General features: G+C 61.4%; 24 protein-coding genes. 8 read left to right on the top strand and 16 right to left on the bottom strand.

All coding sequences use genetic code 11. The features are described from left to right. Positions 1–263 precede the first annotated feature (263 nt). Positions 264–581 carry a hypothetical protein gene (locus FKL89_RS16190; protein ID WP_156863777.1) on the bottom strand — a complete coding sequence of 106 codons (318 nt, stop codon included), beginning with the start codon at positions 579–581 and terminating at the stop codon, positions 264–266. A gap of 174 nt (positions 582–755) precedes the next feature. Here FKL89_RS16190 and FKL89_RS16185 point away from each other — a divergent pair, with 174 nt between their 5' ends. Together FKL89_RS16185 and FKL89_RS16180 are read left to right on the top strand one after the other, a co-directional pair. Further along, a complete protein-coding gene (locus FKL89_RS16185; RefSeq protein ID WP_156863776.1) occupies positions 756–1,121 on the top strand; it encodes a hypothetical protein in 366 nt (121 codons plus the stop codon). Between the two features lie 335 nt (positions 1,122–1,456). Continuing rightward, positions 1,457–2,524 carry a hypothetical protein gene (locus FKL89_RS16180; protein ID WP_156863775.1) on the top strand — a complete coding sequence of 356 codons (1,068 nt, stop codon included), beginning with the start codon at positions 1,457–1,459 and terminating at the stop codon, positions 2,522–2,524. An 88-nt stretch (positions 2,525–2,612) separates the two neighbouring features. On the opposite strand, the gene FKL89_RS16175 is transcribed toward FKL89_RS16180, so the two are convergent. From FKL89_RS16175 to FKL89_RS16150, 6 genes are all read right to left on the bottom strand, one after another. Beyond that, the gene (locus FKL89_RS16175; protein WP_156863774.1) at positions 2,613–3,143 is read right to left on the bottom strand and encodes an REP-associated tyrosine transposase; all 531 of its coding nucleotides are present in this window, start codon (positions 3,141–3,143) and stop codon (positions 2,613–2,615) included. A 67-nt stretch (positions 3,144–3,210) separates the two neighbouring features. Further along, positions 3,211–4,716, bottom strand: a complete 1,506-nt coding sequence (lysS, locus tag FKL89_RS16170) for a lysine--tRNA ligase (protein ID WP_156863773.1) — start codon at positions 4,714–4,716, stop codon at positions 3,211–3,213. Positions 4,717–4,735: 19 nt separating this feature from the next. After that, on the bottom strand, positions 4,736–5,185 hold the full coding sequence (locus tag FKL89_RS16165; protein WP_156863772.1) for a type II toxin-antitoxin system VapC family toxin: 450 nt from the start codon (positions 5,183–5,185) through the stop codon (positions 4,736–4,738). Then, positions 5,182–5,418 (bottom strand): type II toxin-antitoxin system Phd/YefM family antitoxin, encoded by a 237-nt coding sequence (locus FKL89_RS16160; protein WP_156863771.1) that lies wholly within the window; start codon positions 5,416–5,418, stop codon positions 5,182–5,184. Before FKL89_RS16160 ends, FKL89_RS16165 begins: the two co-directional genes overlap by 4 nt. Before the next feature lie 272 nt (positions 5,419–5,690). Continuing rightward, positions 5,691–6,332 carry an NrsF family protein gene (locus FKL89_RS16155; RefSeq protein ID WP_156863770.1) on the bottom strand — a complete coding sequence of 214 codons (642 nt, stop codon included), beginning with the start codon at positions 6,330–6,332 and terminating at the stop codon, positions 5,691–5,693. Then, complete coding sequence (locus tag FKL89_RS16150) at positions 6,329–6,874, bottom strand: sigma-70 family RNA polymerase sigma factor (RefSeq protein ID WP_272953702.1); 546 nt, start codon at positions 6,872–6,874, stop codon at positions 6,329–6,331. The genes FKL89_RS16155 and FKL89_RS16150 overlap by 4 nt, the downstream gene beginning before the upstream one ends. Before the next feature lie 163 nt (positions 6,875–7,037). Here FKL89_RS16150 and FKL89_RS16145 point away from each other — a divergent pair, with 163 nt between their 5' ends. The 4 genes from FKL89_RS16145 to FKL89_RS16130 are packed head-to-tail and all read left to right on the top strand — an operon-like array spanning position 7,038 to position 9,534. Next, on the top strand, positions 7,038–7,322 hold the full coding sequence (locus FKL89_RS16145) for a BufA1 family periplasmic bufferin-type metallophore (protein WP_156863769.1): 285 nt from the start codon (positions 7,038–7,040) through the stop codon (positions 7,320–7,322). Between the two features lie 42 nt (positions 7,323–7,364). Further along, a complete protein-coding gene (gene bufB / locus FKL89_RS16140) occupies positions 7,365–8,243 on the top strand; it encodes an MNIO family bufferin maturase (RefSeq protein WP_156864752.1) in 879 nt (292 codons plus the stop codon). Continuing rightward, positions 8,237–9,037: an HvfC/BufC N-terminal domain-containing protein gene (locus FKL89_RS16135; protein ID WP_156863768.1), complete on the top strand. Its 801-nt coding sequence runs from the start codon at positions 8,237–8,239 to the stop codon at positions 9,035–9,037. Before bufB ends, FKL89_RS16135 begins: the two co-directional genes overlap by 7 nt. Before the next feature lie 47 nt (positions 9,038–9,084). Then, complete coding sequence (locus FKL89_RS16130; protein WP_181955238.1) at positions 9,085–9,534, top strand: DoxX family protein; 450 nt, start codon at positions 9,085–9,087, stop codon at positions 9,532–9,534. On the opposite strand, the gene FKL89_RS16125 is transcribed toward FKL89_RS16130, so the two are convergent. The 9 genes from FKL89_RS16125 to tsaB all read right to left on the bottom strand — a co-directional run bounded on the left by FKL89_RS16125 (position 9,527) and on the right by tsaB (position 16,696). Beyond that, entirely contained in the window at positions 9,527–10,501 is a 975-nt protein-coding gene (locus FKL89_RS16125) for a D-2-hydroxyacid dehydrogenase family protein (RefSeq protein ID WP_156863767.1), read from the bottom strand. The genes FKL89_RS16130 and FKL89_RS16125 overlap by 8 nt on opposite strands. Positions 10,502–10,519: 18 nt before the next feature. After that, positions 10,520–11,527: a tripartite tricarboxylate transporter substrate binding protein gene (locus FKL89_RS16120; RefSeq protein ID WP_238363392.1), complete on the bottom strand. Its 1,008-nt coding sequence runs from the start codon at positions 11,525–11,527 to the stop codon at positions 10,520–10,522. A gap of 41 nt (positions 11,528–11,568) precedes the next feature. Continuing rightward, a complete protein-coding gene (locus tag FKL89_RS16115; protein ID WP_156863766.1) occupies positions 11,569–12,246 on the bottom strand; it encodes an arylsulfatase in 678 nt (225 codons plus the stop codon). Between the two features lie 15 nt (positions 12,247–12,261). Then, complete coding sequence (locus FKL89_RS16110; RefSeq protein ID WP_156863765.1) at positions 12,262–12,750, bottom strand: TPM domain-containing protein; 489 nt, start codon at positions 12,748–12,750, stop codon at positions 12,262–12,264. Further along, positions 12,747–13,796, bottom strand: coding sequence for a TPM domain-containing protein (locus FKL89_RS16105; RefSeq protein ID WP_156863764.1), 1,050 nt, complete (start codon positions 13,794–13,796; stop codon positions 12,747–12,749). The genes FKL89_RS16110 and FKL89_RS16105 overlap by 4 nt, the downstream gene beginning before the upstream one ends. A 12-nt stretch (positions 13,797–13,808) precedes the next feature. Beyond that, positions 13,809–14,435, bottom strand: coding sequence for a LemA family protein (locus FKL89_RS16100; protein WP_156863763.1), 627 nt, complete (start codon positions 14,433–14,435; stop codon positions 13,809–13,811). A gap of 187 nt (positions 14,436–14,622) precedes the next feature. Further along, entirely contained in the window at positions 14,623–15,429 is an 807-nt protein-coding gene (locus FKL89_RS16095) for a uracil-DNA glycosylase (protein WP_156863762.1), read from the bottom strand. Beyond that, positions 15,426–15,956, bottom strand: a complete 531-nt coding sequence (gene rimI / locus FKL89_RS16090) for a ribosomal protein S18-alanine N-acetyltransferase (RefSeq protein ID WP_156863761.1) — start codon at positions 15,954–15,956, stop codon at positions 15,426–15,428. Before rimI ends, FKL89_RS16095 begins: the two co-directional genes overlap by 4 nt. Beyond that, positions 15,956–16,696 carry a tRNA (adenosine(37)-N6)-threonylcarbamoyltransferase complex dimerization subunit type 1 TsaB gene (gene tsaB / locus FKL89_RS16085; RefSeq protein WP_156863760.1) on the bottom strand — a complete coding sequence of 247 codons (741 nt, stop codon included), beginning with the start codon at positions 16,694–16,696 and terminating at the stop codon, positions 15,956–15,958. Before tsaB ends, rimI begins: the two co-directional genes overlap by 1 nt. Before the next feature lie 106 nt (positions 16,697–16,802). On the opposite strand from tsaB, the gene rlmD reads away from it, so the two are divergent. Together rlmD and FKL89_RS16075 are read left to right on the top strand one after the other, a co-directional pair. Beyond that, positions 16,803–18,107, top strand: a complete 1,305-nt coding sequence (rlmD, locus tag FKL89_RS16080; protein WP_156863759.1) for a 23S rRNA (uracil(1939)-C(5))-methyltransferase RlmD — start codon at positions 16,803–16,805, stop codon at positions 18,105–18,107. A 666-nt stretch (positions 18,108–18,773) separates the two neighbouring features. Continuing rightward, on the top strand, positions 18,774–19,331 hold the full coding sequence (locus FKL89_RS16075; RefSeq protein WP_156863758.1) for an ANTAR domain-containing response regulator: 558 nt from the start codon (positions 18,774–18,776) through the stop codon (positions 19,329–19,331). Positions 19,332–19,394 lie beyond the last annotated feature (63 nt).

Here is a 19,394-nt window from a genome sequence, read left to right as displayed (position 1 = left end):
GGAAGTGGCGCGGGACCCTATTGCAGCACGTAACATGCCAATGAGGCAACGAATCGATCATCGACGTTTAACCTCGGTAGCAATTGCCGACCGGACGATCGCGGCCAAGCGAAACGTGGCCGGGACCAAGGCAATCACGCAAGCCATAGAGGCCTCGCACGGCGGCCAGTCGCTGCTGACGGAATCGCGGCCGCGACGGAGCAGACAACGACGCCACGTGCGCCGTTGCCTTGCTCACGTGAATCTGCGGTTTGCTGGCGGCGTTAGAAGGCGCCCTTGCCGTAAATGAATTCCTCCAGTTCGCGGCGCATCTTGGCAATGGCCATCTTGTGGTCGGTGTCCATCTTCATCATGGTCATCGCGTGGTCAGATTCCATGCGAATGATGGCCATCTCCATGTCCATCACCTTCTTCTTGTCCGCCATCGCCAGCTTGGCGACGAGCGGGCGCACGCTCGTCATGTACTCGCGTGACCACTGCTCGCTGCCGTAGAGCGCGTCGTTCACAGCGAGTGCCGGCGTCGCTGCTCCCAGCATTCCGGTGAGTGCCATTGCGGTGAGAACGCCTTTGATATGTTTCATTTCATAACCTTTCAATAGAGATTGCATGGAAGTTGACTGCGCGTGACGGATCTCGCAGGCAAAGGAAACCCCACCCAAGTCGAATCGGATCGCTTGCGGCTGAATTCATTTGATTGAGAGCCGTGGCGGCTGGCGAGGGTTGCCGCAGCCACCCCCTCTATTCGCGGATTTGGCTTGATCGGTTACAGCGGCAAGCGAATATCTTTCGATAGCGTGGCAGCCGTTGCGGATTGCAGCAGCATCCCTACAATCATCCGCATGCTGCGCTGGTTTCGTGCTCAGGTGCTTTCGCGACGTCCCGTCACCTTCCTGGTGCTAGGGATCAGCTTTCTCGCGTTTGCCGCGGGCACGGTGAATCTGGGCATGCTGCTGATCGCAAACGTCACGTTTATCAGTCAGCACGGCTGGCTGGCGCTGCGCGAAGGCGCAGCGATTCAACTCCTGGAGTTGCTGGTCAGCACTTATGTGTCGATGGTCGCGTACCTCATCTTCAAGTGTTGTGAATTGCGCTTGAGCCGGTGGGTGGTGGATGGCGCTTAGCTTACTTCGGTCGCGCTCCGTTCTGCCTGCCGGCCAATCCACCATCCGAGAACGAAGTGGTCGAGCACGATTTTTGGAATACGCACGACACGACGGAGTATCTGGATTTATCCAAGACGGAGCGCTTGACGCCGGCCAACCCGAAACCAAGCAACGACAGCATTTCTTTCTCTTGCTGTTACACGTGCTCGAAGGCATCAAGAACGGCGCGAACAAACGCGACACGCCTCGTTAGTCCTTCATCAAGGCTTGGTTGCAGGGGAGGTTGGTGGGTGCTTGATATAGGTAGCGTGCGGGCCCACGCCCTACCGAGTTTCGCGGACAAAGGACGAGCAATGACGATCAACTACCAGGCGACTGTTCCCGTTACATTTGACGAGGAAGCGGCTATGGCACGGTACGTTGAAGCACTTGAGACGGAACGACGCGAGACTTTGCTTGCTCATGCAGACCTAATTCAAGATTTCCGGACCTACGCCCGGAGCAAGGGAGTTGCGCTAGGTGAAGGCGACTTCGACTATGACCCGAAGATAGGGATCATCGCGAAGCAGAGCGGAATTTTTTGGAAGCTAGCACACGAGCTTCAACGGGACAAAGACGGCTTGGTCTTGTTTTCGGACCTAAAGGCAGCCTTTCCAAATGCAAGCAGTATGGCCGGGTATCTCCGCGGTGGGCAATTCACTGCTATGGCACATCCGCATTTTCGCCGGGCCCTCAATGAGCGAAACAATTTCGCCCCTCACTTTGTTAGTCGCTTTTGGCAGATGCAACCCGAAACACTGGCGGCATTCCTTGCGGTCGATGAAGACAGGGTCAGGATCAACCGGGATGATCTTTGCTACGTCGAGCTTGACACATGGTACGGTGCAAAATTCGCAGAAGACGTGCGAAGCATTTCCGCTGGCATCGCGAAGCTGCGACCACCCCTTGACATATCGGAGTCACAAACACGGTTCTTGTTTTCCGATGCTCATTCTCTTCAAATCGCGTGGAGCGAAAAGGCCGGGATCAAAACTTTTCAAGGCATCGAATTCAAAACTGACCAAGTGCGCGTTAGCGTTGGAGAAATTGACTATTTCCCTGCTCGCTACATACACGCTGAATTTGATTTACAGAGAGGGGTCTTTCGTCACTTTGACGGCGCGATGCAATACTACACATCTGCAGAATACCTTGAACAAAGAGACTCGGATTTAAATCACAACACAAAGCACATCAGACATGTCAAAGCACGCTCGAAGAAGCTGTTCAAATTCAATTGCGACATGCAGGTTTCAGTGATGTCCGATTTGTGTTCACACTTCTGGACTGGTAATCCTCTTGCTATCGAGTATTTTTCGGGCGCGTATCCACCGCACGTTGACGAAACATTGACGCGGATTCGTCAACGCAAGTTGGCCTAGTACGTAGGCTGGGTTGAAAACCCAGCGCTTCCGATGCAAACGCGTGCCGGGTTTCGTTCCTCAACCCAGCCTGCGAGAGCTGGGGCATTCATTCGAACGACAATTCGCGAGTCGCGTCGGCTGCTGCCCAATCGATTGAATAAATGCCTTGGTCGACCCAACGTTGAAACGAGGAGTGTTGCCAGTCCGCTGCGCGCGCGCAGTGCCCGTGTTTGACCGGGTTGTAGTGGATGTAATCAACGTGCCGCGCGTAATCCACATCGTCGCGGATGAGATGTTCCCAGAATCGACGTTGCCAGACTCCGCGTTCACCTTTTTTCAGGCGACTTTCGGAAATATGTTCACCTGTTTTGATGGCCTGTGAAAAGCGCGATTTGATGAGCCGCCAGCGCGTGGAGAAGTCGCTGTCATGTGGCGGCAATTGCCAGATTGTGTGCAGGTGTTCGGGCAGCACGACAATGGCGTCGATCTCGAACGGATGATCGGCACGCGTCTGCCGGAAAGCATCGCGTAGCGCTTCAATCTCGCGGACGAGAAGATCGTTGTGCTGGCGATTAGCCAGATTGACCGTGAAGAAGTAACAACCGCCTTCGATTTGCAGGCGCTTGTAGGTTCTCATGTGACTACTTCTTGTTGCGTTTGCTGGGTTTTCAACCCAGCCTACGGTCACGCACTTCTGCGGTCGCCTACTCCTTCCGCAACTGCGGAAACAGAATCACATCGCGAATCGTTGGCGAATTGGTGAACAGCATCGCCAGGCGGTCGATGCCGATGCCTTCGCCTGCTGTCGGTGGCAGGCCGTACTCGAGCGCCTTGATGTAGTCGGCGTCGTAGAACATGGCTTCTTCGTCGCCGGCGTCCTTGGCCTTGGCCTGCGACTGGAAGCGCGCGGCCTGGTCTTCGGGGTCGTTGAGTTCGCTGAAGCCGTTGCAGATTTCGCGGCCGGTGATGAAGAGCTCGAAGCGGTCGGTGACGGCCGGGTTGGTGTCGTTGGCGCGTGCGAGCGGTGACACATCGGTCGGGTGCGCAATGATGAAGGTGGGCTGGATCAGCTTCTCTTCGGTGTTCGCTTCGAAGAGCTTGAGTTGCAGCAGACCGAGGCCGTCGGTCGCGCGCACTTCCTCGCCCGCCTTCTTCACCGCGTTGCGCAGGAACTCCATGTCGTTCAACTGCGCTTCGGTGTAGTGCGGGTTGTACTTCATGATCGCCTGCGCCATCGTCAGGCGGTCGAACGGCTTGCCGAGGTCGATGTCGAGCTCGCCGAACTTGATCGTGGTGCTGCCCAGCACGTGCTGCGCACACTCGCGCAGCAGCGTCTCGGTCAGGTCCATCAGGTAGTGATAGTCCTGATACGCCTCGTAGAACTCGAGCATCGTGAACTCGGGGTTGTGCCGCGTGCTGATGCCTTCGTTGCGATAGTTGCGGTTGATCTCGAACACCTTCTCGAAGCCGCCGACGGTCAGCCGCTTGAGGTAAAGCTCGGGCGCGATGCGCATGTACATCTGCTGGTCGAGCGCGTTGTAATGCGTGATGAAGGGCTTGGCCGCCGCGCCACCCGGGATCGGGTGCATCATCGGCGTCTCGACCTCGAGGTAGCCGCGTTCGACGTAGAAATTGCGGATGAACGAGATCATCTTAGAGCGAATCTCGAAGGTGCGCCGCGACTCCGGGCTCATGATCAGGTCAACATAGCGCTGACGATACTTCTGCTCCTGATCGGTCAGGCCGTGGAATTTTTCCGGCAGCGGGCGCAGCGATTTGGTCAGGATGCGCAGCGTCGCGCACTTCACCGAGAGCTCACCGCGATTGGTCTTGAACAGCACGCCCTCGGCGGCGATGATGTCGCCCATGTCCCAGTGCTTGAAGGCGTCGTGCACCTCAGCGCCCACGCCGTCGTCGGTGACGAAGAACTGGATGCGGCCCGACATGTCCTGCACGGTGGCAAAGCTGGCCTTGCCCATCACCCGCTTGAGCATCATGCGGCCGGCGACCTTCACGCTCACGTTCAACGCGTCGAGCTCTTCCTTGGTTTTGTCGCCGTACTTCGCCGCGAGATCACCCGCGAGGCTGTCGCGGCGGAAGTCGTTCGGGAACGCCTGGCCGGCTTCGCGCAGGGCGGTCAGCTTGGCGCGGCGCTCGGCGATGATGTGGTTTTCGTCTTGCGGGGCGGGGGTGGTGTGGTCGGTGGTCATGGCTCGGGAGAGGCAGCTCTTAAAGTGTCAGTGCAATGGTCTTTGTGGCGATGCCGAGCGCGGCGGCGGCAGCCGCCTGCTGTGCATCAGAGGTGATGAAGCTTGTTCCGTCACGCTCGTGCGCGCGCCTGACGACAGCCAGATGAAGTGCGTCGAGTGCTTTCAACGGTAGCGGCGCAACGGCGTCGATAAGGCGGCGCGCGTTGATCAGGTCGTCGTTGTCAACGGGAAGAACGTCGAAGATGCCGTCATCGACATCGCCCTCAAAGCTCGCCCAGATGCGCTGGGAATCGGGTTCAGTGAGCATCAGCGCCCGCGTGCGGCGTGCCAGCGCGCATCGGAACTCGACGAGCGACAGCGTGCTGATGCAGATGGGCTCCACAGTGTGCTCCAGCATCAGTCTTACGTCGTCACTGCCGCGCTCGCTGACATAGGCTTTGGTCAGAGAGCTGGTGTCGAGATAGATCAAATGTCACGCTCCCGTTCTTCAGCCAGCAGCACTTCGCTCGGCACTTGCTGAAACGGAATGTCCGCCAGCTCCGGGTGAGGCTTCCAGCGCTTGCGCGGTTTCACTGGCTCGATCGGCAACACCCGTGCGAACGGCTTGCCGTGGTGGGTGAGGATCACTTCGCCTTCAGCGTCGAGCGTTTCCTTGAGGATCTCGTAACGCTGGCGAACTTCGCGGATGCCGAGGGTGCGCATGGTGGAGGGGTGAGGGGCGTATTCCGCAACACGGAGTTGCTGCGGTGCCACAATGTGTCAATTTTCGCAAATTGTGCCACAAATGGGTCGCTCGTGGCACTTTCGGTCGATGGCTTTTTGCTGGAGGTCCTATTTAGTATGGGCTCAAAGGTCAATTCGCCAAAAGTCGACTTTTGACCAAATCGGGCTCTGAGCCCAGTAGGAATGGGCGTTCGCGCAAAAAGATGCTGCCAGAAGTGGCGGCTGAATCTCGCTGGAGATCCGCCCGAGCCTTACCAACGTAGGAGGCGCTCGCCCAGCGCGGCACCGACGGCGGCGGGAATCAGCATGCCGAGGCTGTACCAGACCACCAGAAATGCGGGTGACAGCTCGGGGCAATGCAGCGTGTAAACCAGCGCGGCCATCGCACCGGCAAACAGGCCCAACACGGCGCCGGTGAAGCGCAGGCGGGTCGGCGCGAAGTGGCGCACGATCAGGACAGCCGCCACCAGCAGCGGCAACGACACCAGCGCGATCAGCATCGAGCAGACGCGCCAGGTGGTCCCCATCAGCATCGCCATCCGTGTTTCGGGCGGTGCCTGCATCAGCAGCACGGAGGCCAGCAGGCCCAGCGCAACAAACGGCACCAGCAACGGCCACCAGCGCACCTGCGCCGCCACGCCCGGCTTGCCCAGACGGCGCAGCGTCCACCAGGTCAGGCCCGCCAGCGACGCGATAAAGGCAAAGCGCACCCAGAACCAGAGGCTCGCCACGATGGTGCCCAGGGCCGGGTTGAGTTGCAGCAGAAAGTACACAAACAGGAACGACACCAGCACGCCGCCTGCCACCAGTGAGAGCAGCGTGCGGCTGAGCGCCGCGCGATCCGGCGCTGGTTCGTTGCGGGCGAGCAGGGTGATCAGGTCGTCGGTCTTCATGCCGCACCCCGCATGCGCGCTGCCAGCGCCTTCAGCCCGCGATGGATGCCCACCTTCACCGACGATTCCGACTGCCCGGTCTGCGCGGCCGCCTCGGCGATGCTGAGCCCCTCGATCTTTACGCAGCGGATGGCGTCGCGCTGCTTCTCAGGCAGTTCGTCGAGCAGCAGGCCCACATCTCGGCGGGCATCGTGCGCGTCGTGATCCTCGGTGGCCAGCCATTCCGCCGCGTCGTCAATGTCGACATGGTCGCTGCCCTGACTGCCGCGACGGCGATAGAAGTCGGCGAGCTTGTAGCGCGCAATCCCGAACACCCAGGCGGTGACCGGCTGGCCGGCATCGTAGGTATGGCGCTGATTGTGAATGGCGATCAACACTTCCTGAACCACATCTTCCACATCATCGGGGACCGACAGCATCCGCTTGCGGAAGAAGCCGCGCAACAGCTTTGCCATGTCCGACAGCAGCGCCACGTACGCCTGCTGATTGCCATTGCAAGCAGCAATCATCAGCGGGCGCAGTTCGGTTTCGCGGTCCTGCAATCGGGCTTCCTTCCAGTTCGCGTTGCGGGGCGGAAAAGTTACAGGCCGCCGAAAAAATAATTTTAAGAGGGTTGTGTAACCAAACTGCCACGGCCCACGAATTTGAGGTCACAACGCAAGTTTGCGCTGTTACTCAAATCCCAAATCCACTCAGGAGTCTCTCATGAACACCCATCGTATCGCCCTCTCCGCCATTGGCGCTGCTGCACTCTCCACGATGTTTGCCGTCGCCCACGCCGACGACAAGGCCAATATGGACAAGGAAAAGTGCTACGGCGTTTCGATGGCGGGCAAGAACGATTGCGCTGCCGGCCCCGGCACCACCTGCGCGGGCACCAGCAAGACTGACTATCAGGGCAACGCGTGGAAGTTTGTGCCGAAGGGTACCTGCACCACGATCAAGACGCCGAAGGGCAATGGTTCGCTGACGCCGGTCGCGTCCAAGTAATCACGACTGCGCCGATCCATCGTGTCACCGTCCACCGCCACCATGTTGACTGCCGGCCTTTCGCTCAAACCCGAGTACTACGACGACGCGCTCTCCTCCCGCGCCGGCGCATGCGAGGGCTTGTGGTTCGAAGTGCACCCGGAGAATTACATGGTGGCCGGTGGGCCGCGGCTGCAGTGGCTGGAGCGCATCCGTCGTGAGCATCCGCTGTCGCTGCATGGCGTGGGCCTGTCATCGGGTGGTGTCACACCGCGCGATGAAGGGCATCTCAAGGCTCTGCAACGACTGGTCAATCGCTTTGAACCCGCACTGGTGTCGGAGCACTTGGCGTGGTCGGTCCACGACGGGCGCTACTTTCCCGATCTGCTGCCATTCCTGCGCACGCAGGACGCCTTGCAGCGTGTGGCCGATCGCATTGACCGCATGCAGTCGCTGCTCCGGCGTCGCGTGGCGATTGAGAACCCGACGCACTACGTCGACATCGTTGGCCATTCGTTCAGCGAAACCGATTTTCTGCGCGAGCTTGTAGCCCGCACCGGGTGTGCGCTGTTGCTTGATCTCAACAACGTGTGGATCAGTGCACGCAACCTGCATACCGAACCAGCGGCCTATCTGGCAGCGTACCCGCTCGCGTCGGTTGCTGAAATTCATCTGGCCGGCTACACGGCGGACCCGCAGTTGGGTGAGTCGCTGCTGATCGATTCGCATGACCAGCCGGTCAGCGAAGCGGTGTGGGCGCTGCATCGCCAGGTGCTCGCGGTGACCGGTCCGATTCCGACCCTGATCGAACGCGATGGCAATTTGCCGTCGTTCGACGAACTGCTGGCAGAGCGCGATAAGGCGCACCGGCACCTGCGTGAAGCCGCACCTGTTGCCGCCAGCGACTTGCTGCGGGCCAACGAGGCGGCAGTGACATGCTGAGTGCCGCACCAGTTCGACCGCTCGCGAATTCGCACGCGACGGCTGATGCGCAGTTCATCGCATCGATGATCGCGGCGCTCGATGGTGACGACAGTGGCACGGCTGCAAACGATGCACCGCTGAAGCAAACGGCTTTTCGCGTGTACCGCAACACGGTGCGCCTTGGCGCGCTGGACGCGCTGCGGGCTAACTACCCGACGGTGGTGCAGCTCGTCGGTGACGAATGGTTTGCTGCGGCTGCGCACCGATTTCTCGATGAACAGCCACCAGCCAACCCGTGTTTGCTGGACTATGGCGCTGGCTTCGATGCTTTTCTCGCCACGCTGGAGGCCTCTGCCGACTTGCCATATCTGCCGGCCATCGCCACGCTGGATCGCGCCTGGACCGAGGCACATTGCGCGGCCGACGCGTCGGCCCTCACCGTTGCCAACATGCAAGCGTTGTTAGGCAGCGGCGAGCGCATCTATCCGCACCCGGCCACGCGCGCCTTCTGGTTTGCCGACACTCCGGCAGCGCAGTTGTGGTGTGCGTCGCGTTCCGGTGTGGACGATCTGTCCACTATCGAATGGCAAGGCGCCGGCGCGCTGCTGACACGGCCGCACGGCGCGGTCTTTTGGTCGGTGTGCGACGAGGCCACCGTTGCGCTTGTTGCAGCGTTCACTACCGACGTTGGCATCGCAGACGCGATTGAGCAGACGGCTAGCCGCTTTGGTGCCGAGACTACGGGGCGCGCATTTCATCAACTGTTAAATCAAGGCGCGCTCACGGCAGCGCCCGCAGGGGAGTCATCTTGAATACTCAATCCATTGCATCCTCAAGCAAAACCAGTTCGCAGTCGCAGCTGCCCAACGGTACGGGCTCTGTGCATCTGTGGGACCGTGCTGCCACTTTGCTCGACAAGGCGATCCCCGAGTGGCTGATCGCATTGCTACTGCGTGCAGGCATCGCTGCGGTGTTCTGGCAATCCGGACGCACCAAGGTGGAGGGTTGGCTCAGCGTCACCGACAATGCGATCGCGCTGTTCCGCGATGAGTACAAGCTGCCACTGGTTCCGCCGGAAATCGCCGCTTATGCCGGGGCATATGCGGAACACCTGCTGCCACTGTTGCTTGTTCTGGGCCTGGGCACCCGTTGGGCCGCGCTCGGACTGCTCGGCATGACCGCCGTGATCCAGACGCTGGTCTACCCGGACGCGTGGCCGACGCACTTGTCGTGGGCGGCACCGCTGCTCTATCTGGTCGCGCGCGGCGGCGGAACGATCTCGCTCGACAACTGGTTTCGGCTCAAGTAGCCAGTATGCGTGGCAACGGCTTGCCATCGAGCCACGCCGTGACCGTCTCCACCGCATCGGCATAGAAGCGGCGGAACACCGGTTCGGCGACAAAGCCGAGGTGCGGTGTGAGCAGCACATTGGGTGCATCGAGCAGCGGATGGCTCACAGGTAATGGCTCCTCGCTGAATACGTCGAGCGCCGCTACGCCGGGACGACCCTTCGCCAGCGCCGCAACCAGTGCGGCCTCATCGATCAGCCCGGCGCGAGAGGTGTTGACGAAGATCGCGTCTGTTCGCATCGCAGCGAATTGCGGCGCACCGAACAGGCCTTTCGTGGCCGGGCCCATTACCAAATGGGTGGTGATGATGTGAGAGGTGGCAAGCAGTTCGTCGAAGGCGACCGCGCGAGCCCCTTTCGCCTCGGCGCGTTCGGGGGTCATGTTTGGCGACCACGTCACCACCTCCATGCCAAACGCACGGGCGACGTTCGCTACGCGACCGCCGATCTCCCCGAGGCCCACCACACCAATGCGTTGCCCGTGCAGTACCGGCAACATGGAGGGCAGCGGCCGCCAGTCGCCGCGACGCAGCCCGGCCTCGTGCGTCAGCAGGCGCTTCTGTGCGGCGAGGATCAGCGCCCAGGTCAGTTCGGTGGTGGCATCCTTGTTCGGCCCCCAGCCGGTATGCGCGACCGAGATGCCGCGCGCGGCGAGCGCTTTGGTATCGAGCGCGCCGTTGCGGGTGCCGGTGAACACGACCAGTTTCAGGTTGGGCAACTGCGCAATCAACGGTGCCTGCAGCGCGGTGCGATCGCGCATCAACACGATCACGTCCGCCGGTGTGAGCGCCTGCAGCAGGGCGTCGCCGCGCAAGGGGGCCCGATGGATGCGTACGTCCGCGCGCGCGTGGACGTCGCTCCAGTCGGCGAATTCTGTCGCGACGCGCTCGAAGTCGTCGAGCACGACGATGATGGGTTTGCTGCTCATGCGGACAGGAGGTTCTGATCAATCTGCCTTGATACCGTAGTCTTTCACGACCTTGCCCCAGATATCGATCTGCTTTTCGATAAACACGCGGGCGGTTTCCGGTGCGCCGCCAATCAGGTTGATGCCCTGCGCTTCGAGTTTCTTCGCGGTGTCGGGGTTCTGCAGCGCCTTGCTGATCTCCGCGTTCATGCGGGCAACGATTTCCGGTGGCGTTTTCGCCGGCGCGAGCACCGCCCACCAGGCCGGTGCTTCAAACTGACCGTAACCGACCTCGGCGAGCGCGGGCACGTTTGGCAACTCCGGGCTGCGCTTCGCCGTGGTCACCGCTAGCGCGCGCACGCGACCGCTGTCGATGTGTGGCTTGACCACGAACACCGAACCGATCACCAGCGGCACGTGGCCACCGACGGCATCCTGCATCATCGGCCCGCCGCCCTTGTACGGCACGTGCTGCCAATTGAGGCCATTTTGCTTGCCGAGCAGGGTCATCGCCAGATGGCCGAGACTGCCGTTGCCAATGGTGCCGTAGCTCACTGGCTTGCCGGCCTTGAGCGCAGTAGCAACGTCGGCGAAACTTTTGTATTCCGAGGTCGCTGGCGTCGCGATGGTCATCGCGGCGGTGCCAATCAGAGAAACGGCAGCAAGGTCCTTTTTGGTATCAAAGGGAAGGCTCGGTATCAGCGCCGGATTGACGGCATGTGAGTCGAATACCACTGCACAGGTGTAGCCGTCGGCGGGCGCTTGCGCGACGAAGGCAGCGCCGATCGAACCGGAGGCTCCCCCTTTGTTCTCCACAATGACCGTCTGCCCGAGCTGCGCTTGCAACGGCTGCGCCAGGATGCGGGCGACCTGATCCACCGAGCCGCCGGGCGGAAACACCGCAACCAGCTTGATCGGTTGCTTCGTAGGCCAGCTTTGGGCATGAACGGGCGCTGTAGCGGCGGTCACGGCGGTCGCAGCGATCAAGGCGAGACCATGAACAAAACGGCGAGCGCTCTTGGCGCTTGCAGCAGAGATGCGAACCACATTTCCTCCTACGCGGCAAACAGGTGCGCCGCAGACGCTGATTATTTCTGGTCGCCGATGAGCCGGCGTTGCAGCAAGCGTATCGCGCTGGACGGTGTGGTGAGTACGGGCAATCCCGTGGCGTGCGCCACTGCGTCGGCGGCGCGGGCCATGCTGAACTGGGCGAGGGCGATTACCTGCGCGCCACGCTCCCGGAGCCTGATTGCAGCGGCTGCGACCAGGTCGTCATGCCATTCCAGCGCGCCCTGGTCGAGCGCAAGCATCGCGTCTTCCACCAGTTCACATTCAAGCCGGATGTTGTCTGGAAACTCGGGCGGCATCGAGGAAAGGGTTGGCGCGAAGGACGCAATCAGCCCGATGCAGGCCGCGCTGCCACCAGCTGTAATCGCTGCGGCAACGGCATCATCGATCATGGCTTCATTGGGTTTCAGCACAGGTATCAATGCATGTCGTGCAGCCGCTTGCTCGATGCAGGGACCGAACGCGGAGCAGGTAAAAAGCACACCGTTGGCGCCGGTACTGATCGCATAGTCGGTCAAGTTGACAAATCGGGTGTGCATATGGGCGTCAAGCACGCCACCGTTGCGCGCGAGATCGGCCGACAGCGAATCGTCGAGCAGATTCATCAGCACTGCTGTCGGCCATTGCGTAGCAAAAGCCTGATTGATTGGCGCCACCGAGTGGGCGAGCGCATGGATCAATGCGATGCGAGGAGTCACGTCGGCGGCAAATGGTCAGACGAGTACCGGGCGATCAGGCTGTTCGTTCTCGCCCATGTCAGCCGCGAAGTGTTCGCGCAGCAAATCACCAATCAGGTTGATGCCTTCGGTGAGCCCTGCCTCGAATTCTCCTTTGCCAAAGCGCGCTTCCATGGTGCGACAAATGGCTTCCCACTGCGCAGCACTCACGCGAGTATTGAAACCGCGGTCGGCAACGATCTCGACGTCACGTTCGGCGAACAGCAGGTAAATTAGCACGCCGTTGTTGTGCTCGGTGTCCCACACCCGCAATTGGGAAAACCATTCCAGCGCACGAGAACGTGGCGTGACGTGCTTCACATGCAGCAGTGGCCAGTTGGCCTCGACGACCAGCCGGATTTGTCCGCTCGATCCGCGCTCAGCCATGCCGATGGACTTTTCCAGCGCGTCCATGCTCGCTTTCGGCAGCGCACGTCGCACGTTGCGGCGAGTTGTCAAGGCGTGCGCGACAAGGCGATTCTTCATTCGCTGCTGCCTCCGCTATCACCGCCACCGCCGCCATCGCCCCATCCACCGGAGGCGCCACCACCGCCGAAGCTGCCGCCATCGCCTCCCCAACTGCTGCCACCGCCGCCTGACGACCAGCCACCACCGCCAGATGACCAACCGCCGCCGCCCCAGCCGGAATTACCGTAGACGCGGCGCCCGCCCAACGGGGAACGGCGGATTGATCCGAAAATGCCGCGCAGGATGTTGGCAACGACAAAACCAATAAAGCCGGCGACCCCGGCCGCGGGTGCGGAGTTGGTGAAAAAGAAGGTGCCGACGGCAGCGATACCGCCGACAAGCAATGAGGGCAGCAGGAAAGAGAGCACCGCCAAGACGCCGAGCAACACTGGCGCCATGCCCATTAGCGATTCGACCGTGGCGTCGGTCCTGGTGGCGTTGTGGCTCTGCGTCCACTGCCCTTTGTCGTTGACAGTGTTGCTTTCGGCCTTGTTCTCCTTGGCCACAGCGAGCTGGATCTTGTCGATGCCGGCGTCAATGCCTTGCGCGAACTGCGCCTGCTTGAAGTACGGTGTGATGACTTCGCGGATGATGCGCTTGGCTTCGACATCGGGCAGCGCACCTTCCCAGCCGTAGCCGACTTCGATGCGCAGCTTTTTCTCCTTCATCGCAATGATGAGGATGGCGCCGTTGTCCTTGCCTTTTTTGCCGATTTTCCAGGCGTCGCCAACGCGAATGCCGTATTGGTCGATCGTTTCAGGTTCGGCGGTTTTCACGATCAGCACCGCAAGCTGGCCGCCGGTGGCCTGTTCAAAGGCGGCCAGTTTGCCCTCCAGTTCCTGCCTGGCGGAGGCACCGAGAATGCCTGCGGCGTCGGTCACCCGCGACGACAGCGGTGGTATCGCAGCGAGGTCCTGCGCGCCGGCCGCACACAGTGCGAACAGCCAGAGCAGCACACCAACAAGCCACCGGGTGGCAGGGCGGCGCGCGTCGGTGGCGATAGCGTCAGCGCGCGGGTGCGCAGACAGGGGCGTGACGATCGGCACGCTGGTCAGCGAGGCCAACGATTCGTGAGCTTACGGCTTGGCCGGAGCGGGCGCGGCAGGTGCCGGTTTGTTGAAATCGACCTTCGGAGCAGTCTTGATCTCGGCTTCGTTTTCCACGGTGAACTGCGGCTTTTCCTTGAAGCCGAACACCATCGCGGTCAGGTTGCTCGGGAACGATACCACCGAGTTGTTGTAACCCTGGATGGCCTTGATGTAGCGATTGCGCGCTACCGTGATGCGATTCTCGGTACCTTCCAGCTGTGCCGTCAGATCGCGGAACAGGGCGTCACTCTTGAGGTTCGGGTAGTTTTCGGCTACGGCGAGCAGGCGGCTCAGGGCGCCCTGGAGCTGGCCCTGTGCGGCGATGAAGTTCTTGAACGCAACCGGGTCATTGACCAGCTCCGGCGTGGCCTGGATGCCCGTAGCCTTGGCGCGCGCTTCCACGACCTTGGTCAGCGTGTCCTGCTCCTGTGCGGCGTAACCCTTCACCGTGTTGACCAGGTTCGGGATCAGGTCGGAGCGGCGCTGGTACTGGTTGAGCACTTCCGACCATGCGGCCTTGATCGACTGATCGCCCTGCGCCATATCGTTGTAGCCACAGCCGGAGAGGCCGGCGGCAGCGATGACGGCAGCAAACGCGAGAAAAATTCGTTTCATCAGAGGTTCCTCCGCTGGCGCCCACAGCGTGAATGGAAGAGCGCAAGTTTGACGATGCCCGCAATATGCCCGCTGCGCGGGTGATTTTCAAGCGACATTGAAAAGGACGTGACGGTGAGGTGTTGCACGCCACCGGACGACGCCATGAGCGATGGACTGCGGGGAGGCGGCGTTGCAGATGGCGGGCTCAGGGCACCAGTGTGCAGGCTTTCATCAGATCATCCCATGCCTTGGCCTTCTCGGTGGGGGTGCGCAGCAGGTAGGACGGGTGGTAGGTCACCACCACCGGGATCGACTCGTAGTTGCCGCCACTGGCGCGCATGGCGCCCACCGTGTCTTCGCGATTCAGCAAAGTCTGGCCCGAGAATTTTCCTGCCGCCAGCAGCAGTTTTGGCTGTGCCAGTGCGATCTGCCGCCACAGATAGGGCTCGCAGGCGGCAATTTCATCCGGTTCGGGGTTGCGATTGCCGGGTGGGCGACACTTGATCACGTTGGCGATGTAGACGCCATCGCCGCGCTTTTTGCCGACGGCCGCAAGCATGGCGTCAAGCAGTTGCCCCGCCTTGCCGACGAAGGGTTCGCCGCGTTTGTCCTCCTGCTCGCCGGGCGCTTCGCCGATCACCATCCACAATGGCGAGCGGTCGCCGACGCCCGGCACCGTGCGGGTCCTTGTCTTGCACAGCTTGCAGGCGGTGCACTTGGCAATGCTGGCAGTGAGTTCGTCCCAGGACATATTGGCAATGGTCGCCGCGCGATCGTGGTGTGCCAGTTGCCCGGGGGCGCCATCGACAGGTAGCTCCGCACTTGGCGTTTCCGGCACGGCCGCCGGGGTGGCAACGGCGGTGACCGCGGGTTCAGCGATCGTCACTGCAATGTCTGCCTCGCTCGCAGCGATCTTCGACGCGGTTGAGTCGCCGACGGCACCAGGGACACCTCGCGCCTGCCAGATGGGCGTGAGCCCGATTTCCCGCAGCATCACTTCGCGCGAATTCACGCCGCCTCCGCGTTGTCGTGGTTGCCCGGTACGGGCTCACGCAGTGTCAGGGGTACCTGCATCAGCCACGCATCCTCACGTTCGCCGTCGTGCGATCCACTCGGGTAATACTTGCGACGCATTCCGGTCCGCACAAAACCGCGCGATGCGTAGAACGCCTGTGCGCCCTGATTGGAGGCACGCACTTCCAGATGCACGGTGCGGGCGCCACTGGCGTAGAGCCGATGCGCCAGATCGTTCCACAGCAGCGCCGCCACTCCCTGCCGGCGGCCGGCCGGGGTGACTGCGATGAGTAACAACTCTGCCTCGTCAAGTAGCAGTCGGGCGACGGCAAAACCACAAAGGCGCCGATGTTCGCGGGCGGTCAGGCACAGATAACCGGAGGTCAACGCATCCTGAAAGTTGCGTTCCGTCCACGGATGCGAGTTGGATTGCCGCTCGATGTCGAGCACCTCGGGCAAGTCGTCCTCTCGCATCAAGGCGACGGCTGCGTCCGAGAAACTGAGGGTGCTGGCCGTGGTCAGCATCAGGCGGCGACAGCTTGTGTTGCCCGGCGGTGGGCGAGGCGTTCCACTTCGGTTTGCGCTACGTTATTGCGCACATAAATGGGTTCTGCTGCGAGTGGGTCAACGTTGGCGCCCTGCGCCAGCATCACGGTGGCCACGCGCGCCACGCCAACCGCCCATTGGTTCTCGATGGTGCGATTGCGCTCGCGGTCAATGACACTGGCAAGCGCATCTGGTTGCGCCGCCGCCACCAGCGGCGCACCGGAGCCCAGCAACAACGCGTTGCTGGCGAGTGTGACGGAAGACGGGTGTTGTACCGTGGTCGCTGCCATACGTTGCATGGGGGCGCCGCTCGCTTTGAGCTGACGCACGAAACTGGCGACATAGACCTCGCCCATACGAGCGTCCAGGGCGACCGTGACCTGCGCGCAGTCGTCCACCGCCTGTTGCGCGAGGGCATCGAGCGAGTCGACCGCCAGCAGCGGCTTCTGCCAGGCATAAGCCAGCGACTGCGCGGTGCTACAGGCGGTGCGCACCCCGGTGAACGAACCGGGGCCGGCACCAAAAGCGATGGCTGCAATCTGGCCCACGTGGCCGCCCCAGCGGGCGAGTACGCGTTCGACGGCGGGCAGCACCCACGCGGACAGTTTGGCGTCATCCCGAACGATCTCCACGATGGCACTGTCCGATTGCGGCGCGTCCGGCAGCAGCGCGACGGCGCCCACATGGGCAGAGGTTTCGATGGCGAGAATCACGGGCATGGCAGGGATTTTAGGTGCCGGCGGCAGCGCCACCGGAGTCGGCGCGCGGGCTGCTGGCCCGTCGGATCCCTAAAATCGTGGCCACTTTGCCGTTTGGCCCTCTGCCATGTCTGTCACGCTCCACATTGAATCCACCGATCACGAAGGCCAGGGCATCGCCCGCAATGACGGCAAGACCGTATTCGTCGAGGGAGGGTTGACCGGCGAAACGGTGGTGGCGCGCATCATGCGGTCGAAGCCGAACTATGACAAGGCAACGGTGGAGCAGGTGCTGCGGCCGAGTCCGTTTCGCGTAGCGCCGGATTGCCCGCACTTCGGTGTCTGCGGCGGCTGCAGCATGCAGCACCTGGATGCCCGCGCGCAGGTCGCCGCCAAGCAGCGCGTGCTGGAAGACAACTTCAAACACATCGGCAACGTGCAGGCCGAGCAGATGCTGCCGCCCATCGAAGGGCCACACTGGGGGTATCGCCATCGTGCGCGACTGTCGGTGCGCCATGTCGTGAAGAAGGGCGGCGTGCTGGTTGGCTTTCACGAAAAGCGGTCAAGCTATGTCGCCGACATGCGCGAGTGCCGCGTGTTGCCGCCAGCCGTTTCGGATCTGCTGGTGCCGTTGCGGGCGCTGATAGCGAGCCTCGCGATCCGGGATCGCGCACCGCAGATCGAGTACGCCCAGGGCGATGGTCTGCCAATGCTGGTGCTCCGCCATCTGGAGCCGGTCGGCGATGCTGACCTCGCCCTGTTGCGCGCTTTCGCTGCCGAACACCAGGTGCAGTGGTATCTGCAACCTAAAGGCCCGGAGACTGCGCACCCGCTGCCGGGCGAGGCGCATACGCTCGGCTACGTGCTCACCGAGTTTGGCCTGCGCTACCGTTTCCAGCCGACCGAATTCACCCAGGTCAACCCGCACATCAATGCGATGCTGGTGCGCCGGGCGATGCGGCTGCTGGAGTTGCGACCGGATGACCGCGTCGGCGATCTGTTCTGCGGCCTCGGCAATTTCACCCTGCCGATTGCCCAGCGGGCGGCGTTTACCTACGGCATTGAGGGCTCGGCGCCGCTGATTGCCCGGGCGCGCGAGAACGCTGCTGGAAACGGGCTGGCCGATCGCGTGGACTTTGCCGTGGCCAACCTCTTTGAAATTGCGGAAGACTGGTTCGACACGCTGCCGCAGCTCAACAAACTGCTGATCGATCCGCCGCGCGACGGCGCGTTGGCGGTGGTGAAGGCGTTGCCGCCGGCCGCCAGCGGGCGTCTTGAGCGACTGGTGTACGTGAGTTGCAGCCCATCCACGCTGGCGCGCGATGCTGCAATTTTGATTCATGAAAAAGGCTATCGGCTGGCGGGCGCGGGCGTGGCCAACATGTTCCCGCACACGGCGCACGTCGAATCCATCGCGCTTTTTGTGCCCTGAAGCCCTGCTTGCCGAGGCGCTTGCAGGCGCCGGCAGTAGCCCTGAATCAGGCGATTTTGGCCGCCATTTCTGGTGGCTTGCAGACGTTATTCGATTGTCATTTCGCGTCGGTTTGCGGGTTCGTTCTCAGCCGCAAGACTTTGCGCAACCTATTGATTTATAAGGTTTTTACTATTTCAGGCAAAAAAAAGCCGGGGTTTTGCCCCGGCCTCAAATTGCTGTTGATTCTAACTAAGTCACCCCAGAAACTATACCGAGCGAGGGTCTCTCGCACGACATAACCCCTGATTTGACCAGACGATTATAGCCACAGGATTTTCTGCAAAAAAAGCCCGCTGAAAGCCAAAACGGCACTGCTCCGGGTCTGTTGTAGCAGCGTCACAACTGCGTCGCTGAATTGCGACACCGGGCATCTGTGGGCAACAGCTTCATCGACTTATCGTTATTTGTAAAGGGCTTAGCGCAGTATTTTTACCAAAGTCGACTTGAGAAATTTTCTGTCTATTGCCCTCACCGGGACGTAATTTCACGCAAAAGGCGTTGCCAAAAATCTTGCTGGTCCACACGTTGCACAAAAATTGCTGTACTGCAGCATAAGTGCGCATCACGTGGTTCAGTGCACCGTTGCTGAACATCGTAAGCGCTCGCTCTCCCGGAGCACACCAGTTGCGCGTTCTGTTGCTTCATAACACCCAGCATGACCTGCCAGCGGTCGAGTCGATGCTCGCATCGAGCGGCTACACGGTGCGCAGCGTGCCGGTGAATGCGCTGACGCTGCAGGCCGAGGTGGACCACTGGAACCCGGACCTTATCCTGATTGCGTCGGACGATGCGGCGCGCGATGTCATGGAGCAGGTCTGCGTGGTGTCGCAGTTTCGCGAACGCCCAATCGTCGTATTTACCGAGGATGACGATCCCGTTGCCATGCGCTCGGCGATGCAGGCGCGGGTGTCGGCCTATGTGGTCGCCGGGCTCAGCCCGAAGCGTCTGCGCACGGTGATTGACGTCGCGCTGGAGCGCTTCAGGCACGATCAGGACCAATATGCGCAGTTGCTTGATGCCAGACGTCAGGCCAACCGCGAGCGGGTGATTGCCCAAGCCAAGGCGCTGCTGCGTCGACAAGGGCTCAGTGAATCCGACGCCTATGCACAACTGCGCAGTCAGGCAATGCGTGATCGCTGCACCATTTCCGAAATTGCCGAGCGCCTGCTTGCTGGTGCATGAGCGAATGTTGCGGCGCAAAATTGGTGCATGCACACACGCAGGCGGTAATACGGGTCAGTTGCG

It is taken from the genome of Casimicrobium huifangae (assembly GCF_009746125.1).
Taxonomy (GTDB): Bacteria; Pseudomonadota; Gammaproteobacteria; order Burkholderiales; family Casimicrobiaceae; genus Casimicrobium; species Casimicrobium huifangae.
The sequence above is the reverse complement of the archived record's forward strand: the minus strand, read 5'-3'. Positions and strand labels throughout refer to the sequence as shown.